This window comes from Gordonia polyisoprenivorans NBRC 16320 = JCM 10675 (genome assembly GCF_000241325.1).
Classification (GTDB): Bacteria; Actinomycetota; Actinomycetes; order Mycobacteriales; family Mycobacteriaceae; genus Gordonia; species Gordonia polyisoprenivorans.
Window position 1 is genome coordinate 84,702 of sequence record NZ_BAEI01000088.1, and the last position, 19,749, is coordinate 104,450.

Genomic DNA, 19,749 nt, shown 5'->3' on the forward strand with positions numbered 1-19,749 from the left:
GCCGACTCGACGAGGGTGGTGCCGTCCTGTTCGGTGTCGGACAGAGGGTTCGTTCCGTTCTTCGACATTCTCACTTGGCCGCCGATCCGCGCCAGGCATTGAGTCGGATGGTCGCCGTGGCCTCGTGGGCGGCCATCCCCTCGTAGTGCGCGATCGTCTCCACAGCACCTGCAGCGGACGGGGTCGCCTCCCGGGAAACACGTTGATAAGTAAGCGGTTTCAGGTATCGCGACACCGACAGTCCTGCGCTGTGACGGGCTCCGCCCGCGGTCGGCAGCACGTGGTTGGTGCCGGCCATGCCTTTGTCGGAGTAGGCAACCGTGCTCCACGGGCCGAGGAAGATCGACCCGTAATTGCGTAGATTGTCGTGGTAGTAGTCGTCGTCTGCGGTCTGGATCTCGAGGTGTTCGGGGGCAAGATCGTCCATCAGCGCAATCGCGGTCTCCCGGTCCTGCGCCCAGGTGACCGATCCGTGATCGCGCCAGGCGGGTCCGGCGATCTCGGCTGTCTTGAGTTCGGCGAGCTGCGCCTGCACCTGCGCGATCACCTCGTGGGCGAGTTCTTCGGAGGTGGTGACCAGGGCCGCAGGCGATTCCGTGCCGTGCTCGGCCTGCCCGAGCAGGTCTGCGGCCACCGTCGCCGCGTCTGCGGTCTCGTCGGCGATCACCGCCACCTCCGACGGACCGGCCAGTAGATCGATCGCGACCGTGCCGAACAACTGTCGCTTTGCCTCGGCGACATAGGCATTGCCCGCACCGACGATCATGTCGACGGGATGATCACCGAGGAGACCGAACGCCATGGCCGCGAGGGCTTGCACGCCGCCGAGAACGAAGACCTGATCGGCACCGGACAGATACGCCGAGTACAGCACGGCCGGATCGGCGGTGCCGTCACGACGTGGTGGGGTGCAGGCCACGACGGTCGGCACGTCTGCGACCTTGGCCACCCCGACGGTCATGAAGGCGCCGGCCAGCAACGGGAATCGGCCCGCCGGAACGTAGGCGCCGACCCGGGAGATCGGTACGTATCGCTGCCCGGTGACGAGCCCCTCCGCCAACTGGATCTCGAAATCGACCAGATGCGACCGGCTTTCGCGAGCAAAGGCCTTGGTGCGTTCCGAGCCCAGCTCGAGCGCGGTACGCAATTCCGTCGGTAGGCTCTCGCCGGCCGCGGCGAGGTCGGCGGCGGACACGAGAAAGTCGGGTGCGTCGTAACCGTCGAGGTCTGCCGCGTATCGGCGGACCGCGTCGATTCCTCCCTTCTCGATGCTGGACAGCATCGTCGAGACGGTCTCGATGACCTTCGGGTCACGCTGTGCGGCAGGACGATCCAGCTCAGGTTGCTTGATGAACCGGAACCGGCCGTCGAGTTCGGCGAGGCGGGCCGGAGTGAACTTCATGAGGTGTGTTCCTTCGTTGGTGGTCGGGTCGGGAGCGCCGATCGGCGATCAGCAGTGGGTTTTGTACAAATGGGAGGCGACGGCCGGCGTGGTGAGGTTGTCCGGCGTGGCGACGGCGAACGTCGGTCGCTGGTCACGCGGGACCGGCCGCCCTTCGATCGCGGCCACAGCCGAATCGATGCCGAGACGTCCGGCCGATATCGGGTCCTGCAGGATGGTGGCCTCGATCTGACCGGCTTTCAGGGCGTCGATGATGGGATCGGAGACGTCGAATCCGACGAGCTTGACCTTGTTCGTCTTGCCGACCTCTCGGAGCCCTGTGATGGCACCGGCGGTGTTGTTGGTCGATTGTGCATAGATGCCTGCGAGATTCGGATTCGAGCTGGCGAGGGTCGCTGCGATCTGCGCAGCATTCGCCTGTGAGTTCTCGCTGTACTGGACTCCGATGAAGTGAATTCCCGGATATTTGGCGATCGCATCGACGAATCCCTGACGTCGCGCCTCCGCCACCACCGAGCCCGACGCACTGTCGATGTCGACGACGTCGCCCTTACCGCCGATCAGCTGTGCCATCTTCTCGCCGGCCATCTGCCCGCCCTTGTAGTTGTCGGACTCGATGTTGGTCAGTGCGATCGACTTGTCGGTGAGGTCTCCGTCGATGGTGATGACCTTGATGCCGTCGCGTTTGGCCTGGAGCAGAGGAGCGATCATGGCCTTCGGACTCGTGACCGCGATCATGATGGCCGCGGGTTTGCTCGCGGAGACCGCTTCCACGATCTGGGTTTGCAGAGGTACCGAGAATTCTGCTGCCCCTTGGGTCGCGTAGTCGATCCCGACCTGCTGTGCACGCTGGGCGGCTCCGCAGGACACGCTGGTGTAGAACGGGTTGCCGGTCAGGCCGGGGATGTAGACCACACGTTTGCCTGCGGGCTGACCGGTGGGTGTTGCCGAGGACTGACCCCCGCAGGCGGCGAGCAGAGCGGTGAGCGCGCCGGCCAGGATCATCGCAGCGGCGACCTGCGTGCGCCGCCTGGCTGTCTGCCGAGTCATGCCGATCGCCCTACCCGCGCTCACGGCTGCGCCGCTTGAGCTGGTCGATGTATACCGCGACGATGAGGATGAATCCGATCGCGACCTGTTGCCAGAACGGCTGGACGTTGATGATCGTGAAACCGTTGATGAGCATCGTCGAGATGAAGATGCCGATGACTGCGCCGCCGACCGTTCCGATACCGCCGAAGAGACTGATACCGCCGAGGACGACACCGGTGATGACCGCCAGGAAGTCGGTGGTGTGGCCGGACAGGGTGGTGGTGTCGAACCGAATCAGCGACAGCATCCCGGCGAGACCGGCGAGCAACCCGCTCAGCGCATAGAGCTTGATCAGGTGCCGATCGACGTGGATACCGGCGCGGCGAGCAGCCTCCTCATTGGAACCGACAACGTAGGTGTGCCGCCCGAAACGGGTGAAGGCGAGAACCGCAGCGCCGAGGACGACGACGATGACCGCAACCCAGATCAGGGGACTCAGACCGAGCACTCGACTGGTGGTCAGCGAGATCATCGAGGTCGGAAGATCACTGATGTCGTTGCCGTCGACGAGGAGATTGGCCAACCCCAGGACGGCCCCGAGGGTGCCCAGCGTGGTGATCAGTGCGGGCACACGGAGTTTGGTGATACACAACCCGTTGAAGATTCCCCAACCGATTCCGCACGCCAGGGCGACCACGGTTCCCACGACCACCGTGAAGGCGTTGTCGGTGCCCATCGCCGTCATGACCTTGGCCGCGGCGACGTTGGCGAAGACCAACACCGACCCGATGGACAGGTCGATACCGCCGGCAACCATGACGAAGGTGACGCCGACCGCGAGGACGAGCAGCGTCGAGCCATCGGTGAGGATGTTGCGCACGTTGATGAACGTCGGGAAGGCATCGGGCGCGAGGAGGCTGAAGGCGATGAACAGCAGTACCATCACGCCAAACATGTACGCGGGCGTCGAGGTCTTCAGTTTCCGGAGAATCCGTTGTGCGCGAAGGCCGTTCGTCCCGTTGAGCTCCGGGATGTCGGTGGTGACCACGGCCTCACCCACTCCGGCGGGAGTGGTGGCCTTCGACGTGGCGGGTGCAGTGTTCTGGGTGCTCATCACGCAACTCCGTCCAGTGCGCCGGTCATGGCCCCCACGAGATCATCGACGTTGCACTCGTTCGCGGTGAGGTCGGCGACCCGCCGCCCCAGCCGGAGAACCTGTACGCGGTCGGCGACCTCGAGGACTTCGGGCATGTTGTGACTGATGAACACCACCGCGATCCCGGTGTCGGCGACCCGTCGGATCAGTTGCAAGACTTTCCGGGTCTGCACAACGCCCAGTGCTGCCGTGGGTTCGTCCATGAAGACCAAGTGCCGCGCCCACATTGCCGACCGGCAGATTGCGACCGATTGACGCTGCCCACCCGACAGTGCGGCGATCGGTGCGTCGAGGTCTTTGAGTTCGGTTCCGAGAGAACGGAATGCATCCCTGGCACGCGTTCGCATCGTGGCCTTGTCGAGGACACCGAGCCGACCGAGCACACCGGGCTTGAGGAGTTCCCGTCCGATGAAGGCGTTGTCCGCGGCACTGAGTTCAGGAGCCAGGGCAAGGTCCTGATAAACCGTCTCGATCCCGAGTTCCCGTGCGTGCAAAGGGGAGTCGATGGTGGTCGGCCTACCGTTGAGCAACAATTCGCCACTGTCGGGTGCAACGACCCCCGACAGAGTCTTGACCAGAGTGCTCTTACCGGCGCCGTTGTCGCCGATCAGCGCGGTGACCTCACCGGGATAGACCGTGAAGTCAACGCCACGAAGAACCTCGACATGGCCGTAGCTCTTGCAGAGGGCCTTGGCCTCGAGTAGCGGGGTTCTCGTGATCGGACTCGGGGAGGGTGGGGGTGTGGCGGGTGGCGGTGTGGAGATCATGGACTCACCTTTCGAAGTGTGCCGCGCCTCGTGAGGCGGCGGCCGACGTCCGGATGACTGTGGGCGAACCGGCGGGCACCGCGGTGGACACAGTGCGGACGGCCGGTGTGACGGGCGTCTCAACGAGGGAGTGTATACGTATGAATCGAACGCACGCAAGGGCTGATCACGAATTCCCCGAACATCAAAGCAATGGCGATCTACCTGTACTTCTCAACGAAAGAGGCTTGCCTTCACAGGCGGTGCGCCAGGCACATACGCATGTGTCAGATTGCCTTCTCAGCGCTGCGTAGCAGGCCCGGTGGTCCGACGCGCGACGAGAGTTGGCACCGACACAATCCGTCGCGGCGGACCGGCTTGTCCGTCGGCGGTGAGCCGATCGACGAGCAATCGAGCGGCCGAGGCCGCCATCTCGGCCAGATCATGACCGATTGTCGTGAGTTCGAAGACCTCCCACGAGGCCATCGGGATGTCGTCGAAGCCGATCACGCTGATCTCGCCCGGCACGTCGACCCCCGCCGCGATCGCGGCGTTGAGAGCGCCGATGGCGACCACATCATTGCCGCAGAAGACCGCTGTGGGCCGCGATTCCATCGACAGCAGACGCAGCATCTCCCGATGGCCGGTGTCGAAATCGAAGGGTCCGTGACTACTGAGTCCGGCGGGAATCCCGATGCCTGCATCGGCAAGCGCAAGCCGAAATCCCTGCTCGCGATCGCGACCGGTACTCGTGTCCTCCGGCCCGAAGATCCCCGCGATACGACGATGTCCGAGCGTGACGAGATGCTCCGCGGCAGACCTGCCACCTGCGGCATTGTCGACGACCGCAGCATCACCGAGACCCGTTCCCGACTCGCGGTTCAAACACACGAACGGCACCCCCCGTCGGGCCAACTCGGCCGGTAGTGGTGATCCGATCGTCGTCGTCAGCAACACGACCCCATCGACCGACCCATCCACCAGGTGCTCGACCGCCGACAAGCTGTCGGACCGCTCGGTGAATGCCATGACGCGATAACCGAGTGCGCCGAGTTCGTCGTGAAGAGGTCCGATGAGCTGCGGATAAAACGGGTTGGTCAGATCCGTGACGACGATGCCGATCCGTCGCGTGGTCCGCGTGACCAAACTCCGACCCGCTTCACTGGGTACATATCCCAGGGCCGCGACCGCCTCGGCCACCCGCTTCTTGGTCGCCTCGGCCACTCGCGGGTCACCGCGCAGGGCACGTGACACCGTCGGCTGGGACACGCCGGCGAGCCTCGCCACGTCGCGACTCGTGATGGCCATGACACTCCTCGAAACAATCTCTGTCGTCGGTGCACGCGAATGAATTGCTTATGCGGTGCAAGCCTACCCACACCTTCGGCGACAACAGGCCTACGACCCGTCCCTTCTCCGACCGAAGCCAAAACTCGTGCACATCAGTTTCTTTGGGCCGCCCCCGCACCGATTCCGGGCTTGGGGGTTGACGCAGGCACCATCTCAGCGCAACAATGCATACGTATAAATCATCGCTTGCCGAGTAATCTCACCCCCGGCTCGACAAGACGCCTCCGTCCACCTCCGGGCACAACCGATCACGATCGAATGGGAGCCACACCATGTCCACCGAACTCGTCGTCAGTGACGAGGAGCTGCGTCGGCGCACGATCCTGCGCACCGATTTCGTCTCCTGCAACCAGGCATTCATCGACTGCCGCACTCCCGGCTCCGACCAGAAGCGCAACTACTCGATGATCGGGCGCGGCGTGAGCCAGAATGCCGGCCAGGTGGTGAATCTGACCGAGCCGCACGGATTCCAGATCGGCGCGGCCGCCATGCCCCGGGGGGTTACCAACAATCTGCACCTGCACTTCACCGCCGAGGTCTTCCTGTGCTTCCGGGGGGAGTACCTCCTGAGATGGGGCGCTGATGGCTCGGAGGGCGAGCTCGTCCTCCGCGAAGGTCAGATCGCGTCGATTCCCACGTGGATCTTCCGGGGTTTCACCAACATCGGCCCCGACGACGGCATTCTGTTCACCGTCCTCGGCATGGACCGCACCGGTGGGATCATCTGGGGCCCCTCGGTTCTCGAGGAGGCCAAGGGCCATGGCCTGTATCTCACCGCGGACGGCCGCCTCGTCGACACCGTCGCAGGCGATCCGCTCCCCGACGACAGTGAACTCGTCACCCCGCTGACCCCGCACCAGATCGATTCCCTGCCAAAGTATTCGGTGGATCAGATGGCCGCTCGGATCGCCACGCCCGAAAACATCACCTGGTCGAACCGGGCATTCCTGGACTCGGCTCTGCCGGGTGGCAGCGCCGAACTGGGATCGGTGATCGGATTCGGCATGACCGAGGACCGCAATCAGCTTCCGCGAATAGTCCATCCTCACGGTCATTCGGTTTCATGGCTCAGAGCTGTTCGCGGGCAGGGCATCTCGATGCATCGGCACTCGCAGAGCACGGTCCTGATGGTGTACAGCGGCGAATGGGAGGTCACCGTCAATCGCGGACCGGACACCCGATCGGTTCGTCTCGCCGAGTGGGACATGCTCTCGGTGCCGCCCAATGCGTTTCGGGAGATCCGCAGCGTCGGTGCGGACACCGGCATGTTGCTGATGGTGACCAGCGGCGACGGCCGCGTCCGCATCGAGTGGGACGACGAGGTCGTCAAGGCCGCCGGGGACGCGGGACTGGCCATCGATCCCAATGGGTATGTGGCTCCGGCAGATCTGGTGCCCTCCCCATGACCGGTCCCCCCGTCATCCTCATCCCCGGCATGCTGTGCGACGAAGAGACGTGGATCGACATCGCCCCGGCCCTCGGAGCGCACTCCCTCCCACCACTGACCCGCCCAACGATCGCCGGCATGGCAGACGAGGTTCTCGACACCGCACCGAATACCTTCGTCCTCGCTGGGCTGAGCCTCGGTGCGATCGTCGGATTCGAGATACTCCGGCGAGCCCCACACCGAGTCATCGGATTCTGCGCCATCTCCACCAACGCCTCCGCACCGACACCCCACCAACTGTCCGCGTGGCGCTCGCACGCCGCTCGCACCGTCGCAGGTGATTTCGAGACAATCGTGCGCGAGGACATCGCGCCCACCATGTTCGCCGACGCCCGTCCGAGCCGTGCACAGGTCGAGCGGTTCGTCGAGATGGCACGTCGGGTCGGACCGACAACGTTCCGCGCGCAACTGGCCGCCCAGTCGACTCGATCCGACGCACTCGCACATCTGACGAGGGTGCACCGTCCCACCCTGGTGATCTCTGCCTCCCACGACGTGCTCTGCCCTCCGCGGTATCACCAGCGGATCGCCGATGCCATCCCCGGCGCCCGGCTGGCGTCCGTCGATGCCGGACATCTGTGCACCTGGGACCGCCCCGACCGACTGGCACAACTCATCCGCAGTCACCTCACCGATTCCCCAGAACTACAGGAGATCTGATGCCTACCATAGTGAAATCCCCGACAGCCCAGCCCAACCCGCGAGCGGACCGCACCGAGGTGAGCAGCCGCGTCACCGCGATCCTCGACGACATCCGTGATCGCGGCGACGCCGCCGTTCGTGAATGGTCGGCAACCTTCGATCACTGGACCCCGGAGAACTTTCTGCTCTCGCCCGCCGACATCGACCGCATCGTCGCCACGGTGCCCGATCAGGTGATCGAGGACATCCGTTTCGTGCAGTCGCAGGTCCGCGGCTTTGCCCAGCGGCAGCTCGAGTCGATGTCCGAGTTCGAGATGGAGACACTGCCGGGAGTGTTTCTCGGGCAACGACATATCCCCATCGGCCGCGTCGGCGCCTACGTTCCCGGCGGTCGGTACCCGCTTACTGCGTCGGCGCACATGACCATCGTCACCGCCAAGGTCGCCGGGGTGCCCAGCGTCGCCGCATGCACCCCTCCGATCCGTGGTGAGATCCCAGCCGCGACCGTAGCAGCGATGCACCTCGCGGGCGCGGACGAGATCTACCTTCTCGGTGGAGTTCAGGCGGTCGGGGCCCTGGCCGCCGGAACCGAGACGATCGAGCGGGTCGATCTGATCGCCGGACCGGGCAATGCCTATGTGGCCGAGGCAAAGCGCCAGCTGTTCGGCGAGATCGGCATCGACCTGTTCGCCGGTCCCACCGAGATCCTCGTCATCGCCGACGAGACCGCCGACCCCTTTGTCGTGGCGGTCGATCTGCTGTCGCAGGCCGAGCACGGGCCGGATTCGCCCGCGGTACTCGTCACCACGTCGGCAGACCTCGGTGCCCGGGTCGTCGACCACATCGACAAGCTATTGGTCGACATGCCCACCAAGGACTTCGCCGAGCCCGCCTGGCGCAACCACGGCGAGGTCATCATCGTCGACGATCTCGCGGAGGCGTACACCGTTGCCGACGCCCGCGCGAGCGAGCACGTCGAAGTACTCACCGCCGAACCGCGCGAGGCCCTGACAACCATGCGCAACTACGGCGGGTTGTTCCTCGGCGAGGGGACGTGTGTCTCTTACGGCGACAAAGTCATCGGCACGAATCACGTACTGCCCACGCGCGGTGCTGCCCGCTACACCGGCGGCCTGTGGGTGGGTAAGTACCTCAAGACCGTCACGTACTCAGAGGTGCGCAACACCGACTCGAGTGCGCACCTCGGTGAGGTCTGCGGGCGCGCGGCGCGCGTCGAGCTGTTCGAGGGCCATGCTCGTTCGGGCGACGTCCGCGCCGCCAAGTACACCGGCGTGGAACTGCCCTGGTCGAACGCCCTGAGCGCGGCGACCCGATGACGGTCGCCTCCGAGAATCGGCCGGCGCAGACCGCGGTGGCCGGCCGGACCGCATTGGTCACCGGCGGCGGGAGCGGCCTCGGGGCGGCCATCGCATGCGCCCTCGCCGCCTACGGGGCGCAGGTCGTCGTGACCGGACGGGACCCGGCTGCACTCGATGCGGTCACCACGCGCCATCCGCTGATCCGGCGCACCACGACCTGCGATGTCTCCGATCCACTGCAGGTCAGCCGGCTCGGTGCCGAGCTCGCCGACACCGAAGTGTCGATCCTGATCAACAACGCCGGCGTCGCAGGACCCGTCGCCGATCTCGTCGACGTCGCCGTCGACGACTGGGACGAGGTGTTCGCGGTGAATGTGCGCGGCACCTACCTCGTGTGCCGTGAATTCCTGCCGGGGATGATCGCCAGGGCTCATGGGGACGTCATCAATCTCGCATCCGTGTCGGGGAAGCGACCCCTGACCGGACGCACCCCCTACTGTGCGTCGAAGATGGCGGTCATCGGACTGACGAGCACATTGGCCACGGAGGTGGGGCCCTACGGTGTCCGCGTCAACTCACTGTCCCCGGGTCCCGTCGACGGCCCGCGCATGCACCGGAACTTCTCGAGGGAAGCGGAGCGCACCGGCATGAGTTACGCCGAGGCGCAGGCAAACTTCGTCTCGCGAGCCGCGTTGGGGCGCATGGTGACCGAAGACGAGGTCGCCGCTTCGGTGATTGCGATGCTCACGATGTCGGGGCTGTGTGGCGCCGACATCGATTTGTCGGCAGGGATGGTGGCCCGATGAGCCGGCCGACACTCAAGAGTCGTCTGCAGGCAGGTGAGCAGGTCGTCGGTGTGCTCACCCGCATGCCTTCGGAGGAACTCGTCGAGATGGCTGCTGTCGCCGGGATGGATTACATCCTCATCGATTGTGAACACGGTCCCGCCGACCAGGTACAGCTGCGAGCCCACATCACCGCGGCGCAGGTGCACGGGGTCGATGTGCTGGTCCGGGTGGGTCAGCACGAGACCGCACTCATCCAACGCGTCCTCGATCTGGGGGCTTCCGGAGTGGTGGTGCCGCACGTCGACACGGCGGAGCACGCGCGCGCGGTGGTCACCGCCACCCGGTATCCACCGGTCGGTGATCGTGGATTCGCCACCTACGGTCGGGCCGGGCGATTCGGCACGGTCAGCGCAGGCGAGCATCTGCACGCCGACGCCGACACGACGTTGACGATCGTGATGATCGAATCCCGTGCGGGCTGCGCGAGCGCCCCGGAGATCCTGGCGGTGGCAGGAATCGACGGTGTGCTCTGCGGGCCCGCGGATCTCGCGATCTCGATGGGCCTCGAATCCAGCGCTGATCCGGCGCTCGCCGCTGAACTCGACCGGATCCATCGGTCGGTTGCCGACGCAGGTCGTCTGCGGATGGACATCGTCGGCGGTGCCGAGCAGGTACGGACGTCACTGGAAGCAGGCGCAAGCATGGTGGTGGTGAATCTGACGCACGCACTGATGGCTCTACTCGGCGACCTCGTCGCACCGCGCGACCGGTAACCACGGGTGAACCGCAGGTCCTGCCGTGGCGTACTCACGGCAGGACCGGAGAGCGCGCTCAACCCAACCGCGCGGCAACCTCCGCGGCCCAATAGGTCAGGATGATCTTGGCGCCCGCACGTCGGATCGAGGTGAGCGACTCCAGAATCGCGGCATCGCGGTCGATCCAGCCGCGTTCGGCGGCGGCGGTGATCATCGAATACTCACCCGAGATCTGGTAGGCGGCAACGGGAACGTCGGATATCTCGGCGACGTCGCGGACGATGTCGAGGTAGCTCATCGCCGGCTTCACCATGACGATGTCGGCGCCCTCGTCGAGGTCGAGTCGCACCTCGCGCAACGCCTCGATCCGGTTGGCACCGTCCTGCTGATAGGTTCGCCGATCACCCTGCAGTGACGACCCCACCGCCTCACGGAACGGCCCGTAGAACGCCGACGCGTACTTGGCGGCGTAGGCGAGAATGCCGGTGTCGGTGAAGCCCTCCGCGTCGAGCGCCTCACGGATGGCCGCGACCTGACCGTCCATCATCCCGCTCGGCCCGAGCAGATGAGCACCGGATCGGGCCTGCGCCAACGACATCGACACGTACCGCTCGAGCGTGGCGTCGTTGTCGACCCGACCCGACTCGTCCAGGACGCCGCAGTGGCCGTGGTCGGTGAACTCGTCGAGACACGTGTCGGCCATCAGCACGGTGCGATCACCGAGATCCGACCGCAGCTCCGACAGCGCGCGGTTGAGCACACCGTCGGGGTCGTCGGCACCCGAACCCACGGCATCCTTGTCACCGGCCGCGGGCACCCCGAACAGCATCAACCCACCGACGCCGGCGCGCACCGCCTCGTCGGCCGCCTTGCGCAGCGAGTCGAGGGTGTGTTGGACCACGCCCGGCATGGACGTGATCTCACGCGGGGCGTCAATGCCGACGGCGACGAACATCGGCAGCACGAGATCGCTTGGCGCGAGCGTGGTCTCGGCGACGAGACGACGCATCGCGGCACTGGTGCGCAGTCGGCGGGGACGGATCACCGGGGCCATCGTCACCCTCCTAGGACCGCGACCGCCGCGACTTCTTGCGCGGCGGGGGCAACGCCCCCTCGGCCCGCAGTCGGGCGGCGTGCTCGGCGAGTGCATCCACGAGGTCCGGAATGGACGCGTTCTCCGGCTGCACGTCGACGCGAAGCCCGAATTCCGTTGCCGTTTCCGCGGTCTTGGGACCGATGCACGCAACGATGGTGCGCGCGTGCGGCTTTCCGGCGATACCGACGAGATTGCGGACCGTCGAGCTCGAGGTGAAGCAGACCGCATCGAAACCGCCGGTCTTGATCATCTCGCGGGTCTCGGCGGGCGGCGGGGCCGCACGCACCGTGCGATAGGCGGTGACGTCGTCGATCTCCCAGCCACGCTCACGCAGTCCCTCCGAGAGGGTCTCGGTGGCGATATCGGCCCGCGGCAACAGGATTCGGTCCACCGGATCGAACACGTCGTCATACGGCGGGAAGTCCTCGAGTAGACCGAGTGAGGACTGCTCCCCCGACGGCACGAGCTCGGGATTGATCCCGAAGGCCCGCACCCGCTCGGCCGTGGCCTCTCCGACACAGGCGATCTTGACCCCGGAGAACGCTCGCGCATCCAGTCCGAACTCGGCGAACTTCTCCCAGACCGCGCGCACCGCGTTGGTGGAGGTGAACACCACCCACTGGTAGCGTCCGTCCACCAAACCCTTGACGGCCCTTTCCATCTGAGCCGGACTGCGCGGCGGCTCGACCGCGATGGTCGGTACTTCCTTCGGGATCGCGCCGTGCCCGACGAGGCGCTCACTCATGTCGGCGGCCTGATCCTTGGTGCGCGGCACCAGAACCGTCCAGCCGTAGAGCGCGCGCGACTCCCACCAGGAGAGCTTGCCGCGCTGGCTGACGACCTTGCCCACGGTGAGGATCAACGGACCGGTCAGCGCGTTGCCCTGCTCGTTGAGCGTGGCCAGCGTGGCCTCGATGGTCCGCTGCGCGCAGGTGGTGCCGTTGATGGTGATCGCGACCGGTGTCTGCGGGGCCAGCCCGTGCTCGGTCAGTGCACTTGCGGTCTCGGCCAGGTGCCCCGACGTCGCGTGCAGCACCAGCGGTCCCGGTGACGCGGCCAGCGCCGCCCAGTCGACGCCCTCGGCGCGGACGTCGGCCACGGTGTGACTGGAGCCGAGCGGCATACCGGCGTAGCTGGGCACCACCGAAGCCGCGGGCAGGCCCGGCAACACCTCGAAGGTGACCGAGGTGCGCGCCACGGCATGGACCTCGGTGAGCACCGAGTCGGTGGTCAGTGGGTCCCCGGAGACCACGCGCACCACGTCGTCACCGGCCTTGGCGGCCGCGACGAGGGTCTTGGCGACCTCACCGGGATCGCCGAGCGCCGGGCGAACCACCTGATCGGCATCGGTATCGGCGTGGTCGGCCTCGACGCGCTGGTCGGCGGCCGACTCGGAGTCGGCGGGCTTGGCCTCGGTCGCGGCGCCGTCGGCGGCCACGTCGGACCCCGACTTCTCTGCGCCCGACTTCTCTGCGCCCGACTTCTCTGCGCCCGCTTTCTCTGCGGTCTGCTTCGCCGGTTTACGCCGGTCGTCGGCGGGCTCCTCGCGGTGCGCGGCACCGATCATGGCGACCACCGTGGCCGGTACGTCGGGGTCGACGTAGGCAGTGGTCGCGGAGGTGATGACGCTCCGCGCCCGGACGGTCAGCAGGTCTGGGTCCCCGGGGCCCGATCCCACGAAAAAGATCCGCCCCGGATTGGCCTTCTTGGTCGTACGGCTCATGCGTTCGCACTCTCCTGCCCTCATCCGCTGAGAGCTGTGTGTTCCTCACCGGAACTAGGAAGAGTCGACGAGCTCGCCCGCTCCCAGTTCCAGCAGTTCGGCCGCGAGATCCCTACCCAGTTGGTCGGCACGATCCACCGGACCCACCACCGAAGCGCGGATCACATCGGATCCGTCCTCGGCCGCCACCGCCGCCCGTAGCGACAGTTCGACGAAGATGCGCCCGTCGTCATCGAGCGACTCGACCACCTCGGCGATCGCCCCGACCGGAGCGGTGCACCCGGCTTCCAGCGCCGCGAGCACCGCGCGTTCGGCGTCGACCGACGCACGGGTGGACTCGTCGTCCAACTCGGCGAGAGTTCTCACCAGTTGGGCATCGTCGGAGCGACACTCGACGGCCAGCGCCCCCTGCGCCGGTGCCGGCAACAGGACCACCGGGTCGAACGCCTCGGTGACCTCATCGGCCCTTCCGATTCGAACGAGTCCGGCACGCGCGACGACGACCGCATCGAGTTCGCCGCTGGCGACTTTGCCCAACCGAGAATCAAGGTTGCCTCGTAGGGGGCGGATTTCCAAACCGAGACCCAATGCTTTAAGCTGTGCCGCCCGCCGCGGGGCCGAGGTACCGATCGTGGATCCCGGCGGCAGCTCCCCGAGCACCTGTCCACCCTTGCTGACCAGGGCATCTCGCGGATCCTCGCGGGGCGGGACGGCCGCGATGACCAGCCCCGGATCTGGAGCGGTGGGCAGATCCTTGTAGGAGTGCACGGCGACGTCGATCCGCCCGTCGTGCAGGGCGTTGCGCAGCGCGGTGGTGAACACGCCGACGCCGATCTCGGCGACCGGGGCCGCCGATGCGTCGCCCGCGGTCTTGATGATCACCGATTCGGCCGGGTGGCCGGCTGCGATGAGGGCGTCGATGATGGTCTGGGTCTGGGTGCGGGCCAGCAACGACCCCCGGGTGCCGACGCGGATGACGGCCCGGTTCTGCGTATCGCTCAACGTTCTCCCTGATCGGGGGTGGAATCGAGACCGGTGTGACGTGCACTCCCGGCCTGGCCCAGCCCGGTCTCGGGAGCACTGACGGCCTCGGCCGAGCCCGGTTTGAGCTCGAACAGCTCACGCAGCGCCTCGGCGTAGTGATCGCCACCGGGCGTCGAGGCGAGTTGCTTGACCCGCACCGTCGGCGCGTGCAGCAGCTTGTCGACGACCCGGCGCACCGCCTTGGCGACCTCGTCGCGCTGCGGATCGTCGAGCCCGGGGAGTTTGGTCTCCAGACGCAGGATCTCGGCCTCCACCACGTCGGCGGCCCGCTGCCGCAGCGCCGCAACGGTCGGGGTGACCTCGGCCTGACGCTGTGCGGTGAGGTAGTCGGCGAGTTCGCCCGCAACGATCGAGCGGGCGGCGAGGGTGTCGTCCTCGGCGGCCTTGGCCTCGGCGTGCCCGCGGAGCCCGGCGATGTCGACGACGTGCACGCCGGGCAGACGCGCGGCGGCCGGATCGACATTGCGCGGCAGTCCCAGATCGCAGATGACCAGCGGGTTGTCGGCGTCGGCTCCGCGCGCGGCGAGCGCCGAATGCACGTCACCGACCCCGATCACCGAGCCGACCGAACCGGTACAGGCGACGACGACATCGGCGTCGGCCATCACCGCGGGCAGATCGTCGAAGCCGACGCCGTCCACCTCGATGCCGTGGTTGGCGGTGACATTGCCGGCCAGGTGCTCGGCATTGGCCACGGTGCGGTTCACCACGGTCAGGTGGGTGACGCCCTCGCGGGCGAGTTGCGCGGTCGCGAGTCCGCCCATCGCCCCGGCGCCGACGACGACCGCCGAGGTCATGGGGCTGTTGAGCAACGACTGGGCACGGTGCAGGGCCACCGACACCACCGACGCACCGGCCCGGTCGATACCGGTTTCGGTGTGCACGCGCTTGCCCACCCGCAGCGCCTGCTGGGCCAGTTCGTGCAGCACGCGGCCGGTGCTGCGGTTGGCGTCGGCGTCGAGGTAGGCGTTACGAATCTGCCCGAGGATCTGCTGTTCGCCGACGACGAGCGAGTCGAGGCCGGCCGCGACGGTGAACAGGTGCTCGACGGCGGCCTCGGAATAGCGGACGTAGGCGTGGCGGGTGAGGTCGTTGACGCTCATGCCCGAGTGGTCGCCGATGACCTTGCCGACGGCCTCGAGCGCGGGGTGGAAGGCGTCGACGACGGCGTAGATCTCGACGCGGTTGCAGGTGGAGACGAGCATCGCCTCGGAGATGGCCAGCGAACCGAGCAGTTCGTCGACCAGTTTGGGCCGGTCGTGGTCGGAGACCGCGATCCGCTCGAGCACCTCAACGGGTGCGCTCCGATGCGAAACACCGAACAACAAGACACTCACGCCGTCACCGTTTTCATATCCCCTACCGGTCCGCCACTGCGCGCAACTGATCGGCGTTGCGGGCACCGAGCGGGCCGCGCGACGCCGTGAAGGCCAATACCTGCAATTCCAAGGCTAGATCAACCTGCCGGACGACGACATCGGAGTCGACGACGAGCCCGACCGGCGTCACATTGAGAAGCTGCCGCACGCCGACCGCGGCGAACGCGTCGGCGACGCGTTGTGCGTGCTCATCGGCGGTGGCGACCACGCCGATGTCGACCGATCCGAGCGACGGATCGGCGCACACGGTCTCGATGTCGTCGAGCGCGGCCACCACCGGCGTGTCGGGGGTCAGTCGCCGTCCGATGGTGTCGGGGTCGTCGTCGAACAGTGCGGCGACGACGAAGCCGCGTCCGACACCGGTGTGGGCGAGCAGCGCGCGCCCGAGACGGCCTGCGCCGGCGAGGACCACGGTGGCGATGGTGTCGGTGTGCAGCGCGATGGAGATGCGGGCGGTGAGCTTGCCGACGTCGTATCCGACGCCACGCACGCCATTGGCCCCGACATACGACAGATCCTTGCGCAGGATCGCCGGATTCACGCCCGCAGCGGTGGCCAGCTGGCCACTGGAGGCGACGAGAACGCCGCGCCGGGAAAAGGACCGCAGGACGTAGAGATAACTCGCGAGACGGGCGACGGTGGGGTCGGGAATGTCGCCGGACTCCGAACTGACGCTCACTGCCGCACACCCACTCCCACACACCCGGGCAGGCGGCCGTCGTCGCCCGCGTCGATGCCGATCAGCGTATACCCGGGTCACGTCGCGGCCGGGCACGACCCCGCCGATCTCCGCGCCCGGGCCACGATCAGCGCCGGGCGAGATCGGCACGCAGCCGGGCCTCGTCGACCTCCCAGTAGCCGTGTTCCTCTCCGTCGAGCAGGATCACCGGCAGTCGATCGCCGAACTCCGCGCGCAACCCGACATCGCCGTCCGCCGCGGCGGCATCGACGTCGACGACCTCGAGATCGACGCCCTCCTCCGCACAGATCCGCGCCAGTTCGTCGGCGGCGCGCGCACACGCCGCACACCCGTCGCGGCTGAGCAGGGTGACCGTCATGATGGGCTCCTCTCGACACCGGCCCCGCGCAGGGGCGACCGGCCTCATCTCGTCGACCCGACGAGGTCGATGAGGACCAGTCTGCCGTCTGGTCACTTCGACCCCCCGCTAGGCTGTACCCGTCGAGCCCCAACCGCCCGTACGGGCCGTCGCGGAGGTGTGAACTGTGGGTGTGACCTCTGACGGTGACACGAATTCAACCGGTGACACGAACCCGGCCGAGGTACCCGGTACCGGGGGAAATCCTGCGGAGCCCTCCGGCGACGATTGGGAAGCCCACGCCGACCTCGTCGACGGTGGCGTGCACTCCGAGGACGACGATCACGGCGATGACCCCGACGACCACGACGCCGACGACGAGAGCCATCGGGTCACCGCGTGGCTCACCGAACGCGCCAGCGCGGCCGGCGGGCGCTTCCGGCAGACCGCACAGGAGTTGCGGCAGTCACTCGCCGGCGAGGCCAGCGCGAAGGCCGCCGTGGACTCATTGCGCGCACGCCCACCGGCCGACGGCAGCCCGGAGGCACCCCGCGATCTCACCGCGGCCGCATTCTTCGACGTGGACAACACGCTGGTACAGGGCGCCTCCATCGTGCATTTCGCACGCGGTCTGGCGGCCCGAAAGTACTTCTCCTACAGCGACATCCTCGATTTCGCCTGGACCCAGGCGAAATTCCGGATCACCGGCAAGGAGAACGCCAACGACGTCGCCGAGGGGCGCGAGAAGGCGTTGAGCTTCATCGCCGGGCGCCCCACCTCCGAACTCGTCGAACTCGGCGAGGAAATCTACGACGAGTACATCGCCGACAAGATCTGGCCCGGCACAAAGGCTTTGGCACAACGCCACCTCGACGCCGGCCAACAGGTGTGGCTGGTGACGGCCACCCCCGTCGAACTCGCCCAGACCATCGCCACCCGACTCGGACTGACCGGCGCGCTCGGTACCGTCGCCGAGAGCCACAACGGGGTGTTCACCGGACGCCTCGTCGGCGACATCCTGCACGGACCCGGCAAGGCGCATGCGGTGCGCGCGTTGGCCATTCGCGAGGGCCTGAATCTCAAACGGTGCACCGCCTACTCCGACTCACACAACGATGTCCCGATGCTCTCGCTGGTCGGCACCGCGGTCGCCATCAATCCCGATGCCGATCTGCGTGACGTCGCCAAGGTCCGCGGCTGGGAGATGTACGACTTCCGCACCGCCCGCAAGGCCGCGAAGTACGGCGCCGGAACGGCGTTGGCTCTCGGCGCGGCGGGCGGTGGGGTGGCCGCGGCCACCCGGCTGTGGCGACGGCGCTGATCTCGCCCGGCCCCGCGCCCACCGACCGACCACCGGCCCACCGATCCCGCGGTCAGAGTGTGACGACCTCGCTGGCCGGGTCGATGAGCACCTTCGCATGGTGTTCGGCCGAGCCGAGGGCATCGAAAGCCGCTGCGACACCGTCCAATCCGATGGTCGCGGTGACGAGCGGGGTGACGTCGACGTCGCCGCCGGCGATCATCTGCAACGTGTCGTGGAACTCGGCCGGGTCGTAACCGAAGACGAACCTTAGCTCGAGTTCCTTGTTGATGCCCATCGCCGGGCGGATGGCGTCGGATTCCATGCAGACCCCGACCACCACGATCCGCGAGCGCAGCGGCGCGCCGGTCATCACGTGCTCGATCATGCCGGGCACACCGACACATTCGAAGACGACCGGTCCCTTCGGGGTGGCCCCGAGTTTGTCGGCGAGATGAAAGACCGAGGCCCACGGCACCACCGGGATTCGGCGCAGGGTGCGCATCCCGTCGAAGGCGGCACCGAAAAGATCCGACGCCCGCGACATGTACCGACCCTTGTCGACGACGGCGTCCCACGGCGAGTCCACGGTCGGGTCGACGACGACGTCGGCACCGACCTGTCGCGCGAGATCACGCCGGCCCGCCGACAGGTCGCTGGCGATGACGGTCCGCACCCCGGTGGCCTTGAGCATCAAGATAACGGCCAAACCGATGGGGCCGCAACCGATCACAACCGCGACGTCACGGCGACCGACCTCACCGCGGCGCACCGCGTGATAGGCGACGGCCATCGGTTCGGTCAGGGCCGCCTCGTCGAGGGAGACATTGTCGGGGACCTCCATCGTCATGTCCTCGGACACGATGACGAAGTCGGCGTACGCACCGGGGGCGTGTTCGGACAGGCCCGTCAGATGCGGATCAGAGCCGTGGCGCACCATCGGCAACGAGACCACGGCGGTACCCGGCTCCCACTTCTTGCGGCATTTGGGTCCGTAGGCGACGACCTCGCCGACGAACTCGTGGCCCATGATCACCGACTGCTCGGACCGCATGAATGCGTCGTAACCGACGGCGGCGGCGACGTCGGCGGTCTCGTCGCCGTGCAAGCGAGCGTGGAGATCCGACCCGCAGATGCCGGCCCGGCGGACCCGCAGCAACACCTCCCCCACGCCCGGTTCGGGCGCACTCACATCCTGCACACTCAATTGCCCCTGGTGACAGACGACGGCGCGCATCAGGCGAAGATCCTTCCGGAGATCGCGGCGAACTCGGCGTCGGTGACGACCCCGGCGTTGCGCAGTGCGGTCAGCGACACCATGAGTTCCGACCGCGCGTCGCCGGCCGGTTCCGCGGGCGCCGGTGCGGCCGGTGCGGGTGCCGGTGCGGCCGGTGCGGGTGCCGGTGCGGCCGGTACCGGCGCGGCCGGAGCTGCGGCTCCCTGGGCAGCCCAACGCTGCTGCTGGCGGCGCTGCACGCGGCCGTGTACCGAGCTGGCGACGGCCGCCCGGCCGGCGGTCCTGAGCAAACTCAT

General features: G+C 67.2%; 19 protein-coding genes. 6 read left to right on the forward strand and 13 right to left on the reverse strand.

The annotated features are described in order from the left end of the window. Positions 1–70 precede the first annotated feature (70 nt). The 5 genes from hisD (GOPIP_RS25295) to GOPIP_RS25315 form a co-directional block, all read right to left on the reverse strand. Entirely contained in the window at positions 71–1,402 is a 1,332-nt protein-coding gene (gene hisD, locus GOPIP_RS25295) for a histidinol dehydrogenase (RefSeq protein WP_006372705.1), read from the reverse strand. A gap of 48 nt (positions 1,403–1,450) precedes the next feature. Further along, positions 1,451–2,452, reverse strand: a complete 1,002-nt coding sequence (locus GOPIP_RS25300; RefSeq protein ID WP_035728856.1) for an ABC transporter substrate-binding protein — start codon at positions 2,450–2,452, stop codon at positions 1,451–1,453. Between the two features lie 10 nt (positions 2,453–2,462). Next, on the reverse strand, positions 2,463–3,548 hold the full coding sequence (locus tag GOPIP_RS25305) for an ABC transporter permease (RefSeq protein WP_006372707.1): 1,086 nt from the start codon (positions 3,546–3,548) through the stop codon (positions 2,463–2,465). After that, positions 3,548–4,357: an ATP-binding cassette domain-containing protein gene (locus GOPIP_RS25310; protein WP_006372708.1), complete on the reverse strand. Its 810-nt coding sequence runs from the start codon at positions 4,355–4,357 to the stop codon at positions 3,548–3,550. The genes GOPIP_RS25305 and GOPIP_RS25310 overlap by 1 nt, the downstream gene beginning before the upstream one ends. Positions 4,358–4,636: 279 nt before the next feature. Then, positions 4,637–5,644, reverse strand: coding sequence for a LacI family DNA-binding transcriptional regulator (locus tag GOPIP_RS25315; RefSeq protein WP_006372709.1), 1,008 nt, complete (start codon positions 5,642–5,644; stop codon positions 4,637–4,639). Between the two features lie 314 nt (positions 5,645–5,958). On the opposite strand from GOPIP_RS25315, the gene GOPIP_RS25320 reads away from it, so the two are divergent. The 5 genes from GOPIP_RS25320 to GOPIP_RS25340 are packed head-to-tail and all read left to right on the forward strand — an operon-like array spanning position 5,959 to position 10,655. Then, positions 5,959–7,092: a cupin domain-containing protein gene (locus GOPIP_RS25320; RefSeq protein ID WP_006372710.1), complete on the forward strand. Its 1,134-nt coding sequence runs from the start codon at positions 5,959–5,961 to the stop codon at positions 7,090–7,092. Further along, positions 7,089–7,793 carry an alpha/beta fold hydrolase gene (locus GOPIP_RS25325; protein ID WP_035728845.1) on the forward strand — a complete coding sequence of 235 codons (705 nt, stop codon included), beginning with the start codon at positions 7,089–7,091 and terminating at the stop codon, positions 7,791–7,793. The genes GOPIP_RS25320 and GOPIP_RS25325 overlap by 4 nt, the downstream gene beginning before the upstream one ends. Beyond that, positions 7,793–9,112 (forward strand): histidinol dehydrogenase, encoded by a 1,320-nt coding sequence (hisD, locus tag GOPIP_RS25330; RefSeq protein ID WP_006372712.1) that lies wholly within the window; start codon positions 7,793–7,795, stop codon positions 9,110–9,112. The genes GOPIP_RS25325 and hisD (GOPIP_RS25330) overlap by 1 nt, the downstream gene beginning before the upstream one ends. Continuing rightward, complete coding sequence (locus GOPIP_RS25335) at positions 9,109–9,900, forward strand: SDR family NAD(P)-dependent oxidoreductase (RefSeq protein WP_006372713.1); 792 nt, start codon at positions 9,109–9,111, stop codon at positions 9,898–9,900. The genes hisD (GOPIP_RS25330) and GOPIP_RS25335 overlap by 4 nt, the downstream gene beginning before the upstream one ends. After that, a complete protein-coding gene (locus GOPIP_RS25340) occupies positions 9,897–10,655 on the forward strand; it encodes an HpcH/HpaI aldolase family protein (protein ID WP_006372714.1) in 759 nt (252 codons plus the stop codon). The genes GOPIP_RS25335 and GOPIP_RS25340 overlap by 4 nt, the downstream gene beginning before the upstream one ends. A 58-nt stretch (positions 10,656–10,713) precedes the next feature. Here GOPIP_RS25340 and hemB read toward each other — a convergent pair whose 3' ends face one another. The 6 genes from hemB to GOPIP_RS25370 all read right to left on the reverse strand — a co-directional run bounded on the left by hemB (position 10,714) and on the right by GOPIP_RS25370 (position 16,937). Further along, positions 10,714–11,691: a porphobilinogen synthase gene (hemB, locus tag GOPIP_RS25345; protein ID WP_006372715.1), complete on the reverse strand. Its 978-nt coding sequence runs from the start codon at positions 11,689–11,691 to the stop codon at positions 10,714–10,716. Between the two features lie 10 nt (positions 11,692–11,701). After that, the gene (locus GOPIP_RS25350) at positions 11,702–13,456 is read right to left on the reverse strand and encodes a bifunctional uroporphyrinogen-III C-methyltransferase/uroporphyrinogen-III synthase (RefSeq protein ID WP_006372716.1); all 1,755 of its coding nucleotides are present in this window, start codon (positions 13,454–13,456) and stop codon (positions 11,702–11,704) included. Between the two features lie 54 nt (positions 13,457–13,510). Then, complete coding sequence (gene hemC / locus GOPIP_RS25355; RefSeq protein ID WP_006372717.1) at positions 13,511–14,458, reverse strand: hydroxymethylbilane synthase; 948 nt, start codon at positions 14,456–14,458, stop codon at positions 13,511–13,513. Further along, positions 14,455–15,837, reverse strand: a complete 1,383-nt coding sequence (locus tag GOPIP_RS25360) for a glutamyl-tRNA reductase (RefSeq protein ID WP_020172274.1) — start codon at positions 15,835–15,837, stop codon at positions 14,455–14,457. Before GOPIP_RS25360 ends, hemC begins: the two co-directional genes overlap by 4 nt. Positions 15,838–15,859: 22 nt before the next feature. Continuing rightward, positions 15,860–16,558: a redox-sensing transcriptional repressor Rex gene (locus GOPIP_RS25365; RefSeq protein WP_006372719.1), complete on the reverse strand. Its 699-nt coding sequence runs from the start codon at positions 16,556–16,558 to the stop codon at positions 15,860–15,862. 127 nt (positions 16,559–16,685) lie between these two features. Next, entirely contained in the window at positions 16,686–16,937 is a 252-nt protein-coding gene (locus tag GOPIP_RS25370) for a glutaredoxin family protein (RefSeq protein WP_006372720.1), read from the reverse strand. A 166-nt stretch (positions 16,938–17,103) separates the two neighbouring features. On the opposite strand from GOPIP_RS25370, the gene GOPIP_RS25375 reads away from it, so the two are divergent. After that, positions 17,104–18,237, forward strand: coding sequence for an HAD family hydrolase (locus GOPIP_RS25375; protein WP_035728847.1), 1,134 nt, complete (start codon positions 17,104–17,106; stop codon positions 18,235–18,237). Between the two features lie 52 nt (positions 18,238–18,289). On the opposite strand, the gene GOPIP_RS25380 is transcribed toward GOPIP_RS25375, so the two are convergent. Continuing rightward, positions 18,290–19,453 carry a zinc-binding dehydrogenase gene (locus tag GOPIP_RS25380; protein WP_006372722.1) on the reverse strand — a complete coding sequence of 388 codons (1,164 nt, stop codon included), beginning with the start codon at positions 19,451–19,453 and terminating at the stop codon, positions 18,290–18,292. Further along, positions 19,453–19,749, reverse strand: coding sequence for a hypothetical protein (locus GOPIP_RS25385; protein ID WP_006372723.1), 297 nt, complete (start codon positions 19,747–19,749; stop codon positions 19,453–19,455). Before GOPIP_RS25385 ends, GOPIP_RS25380 begins: the two co-directional genes overlap by 1 nt.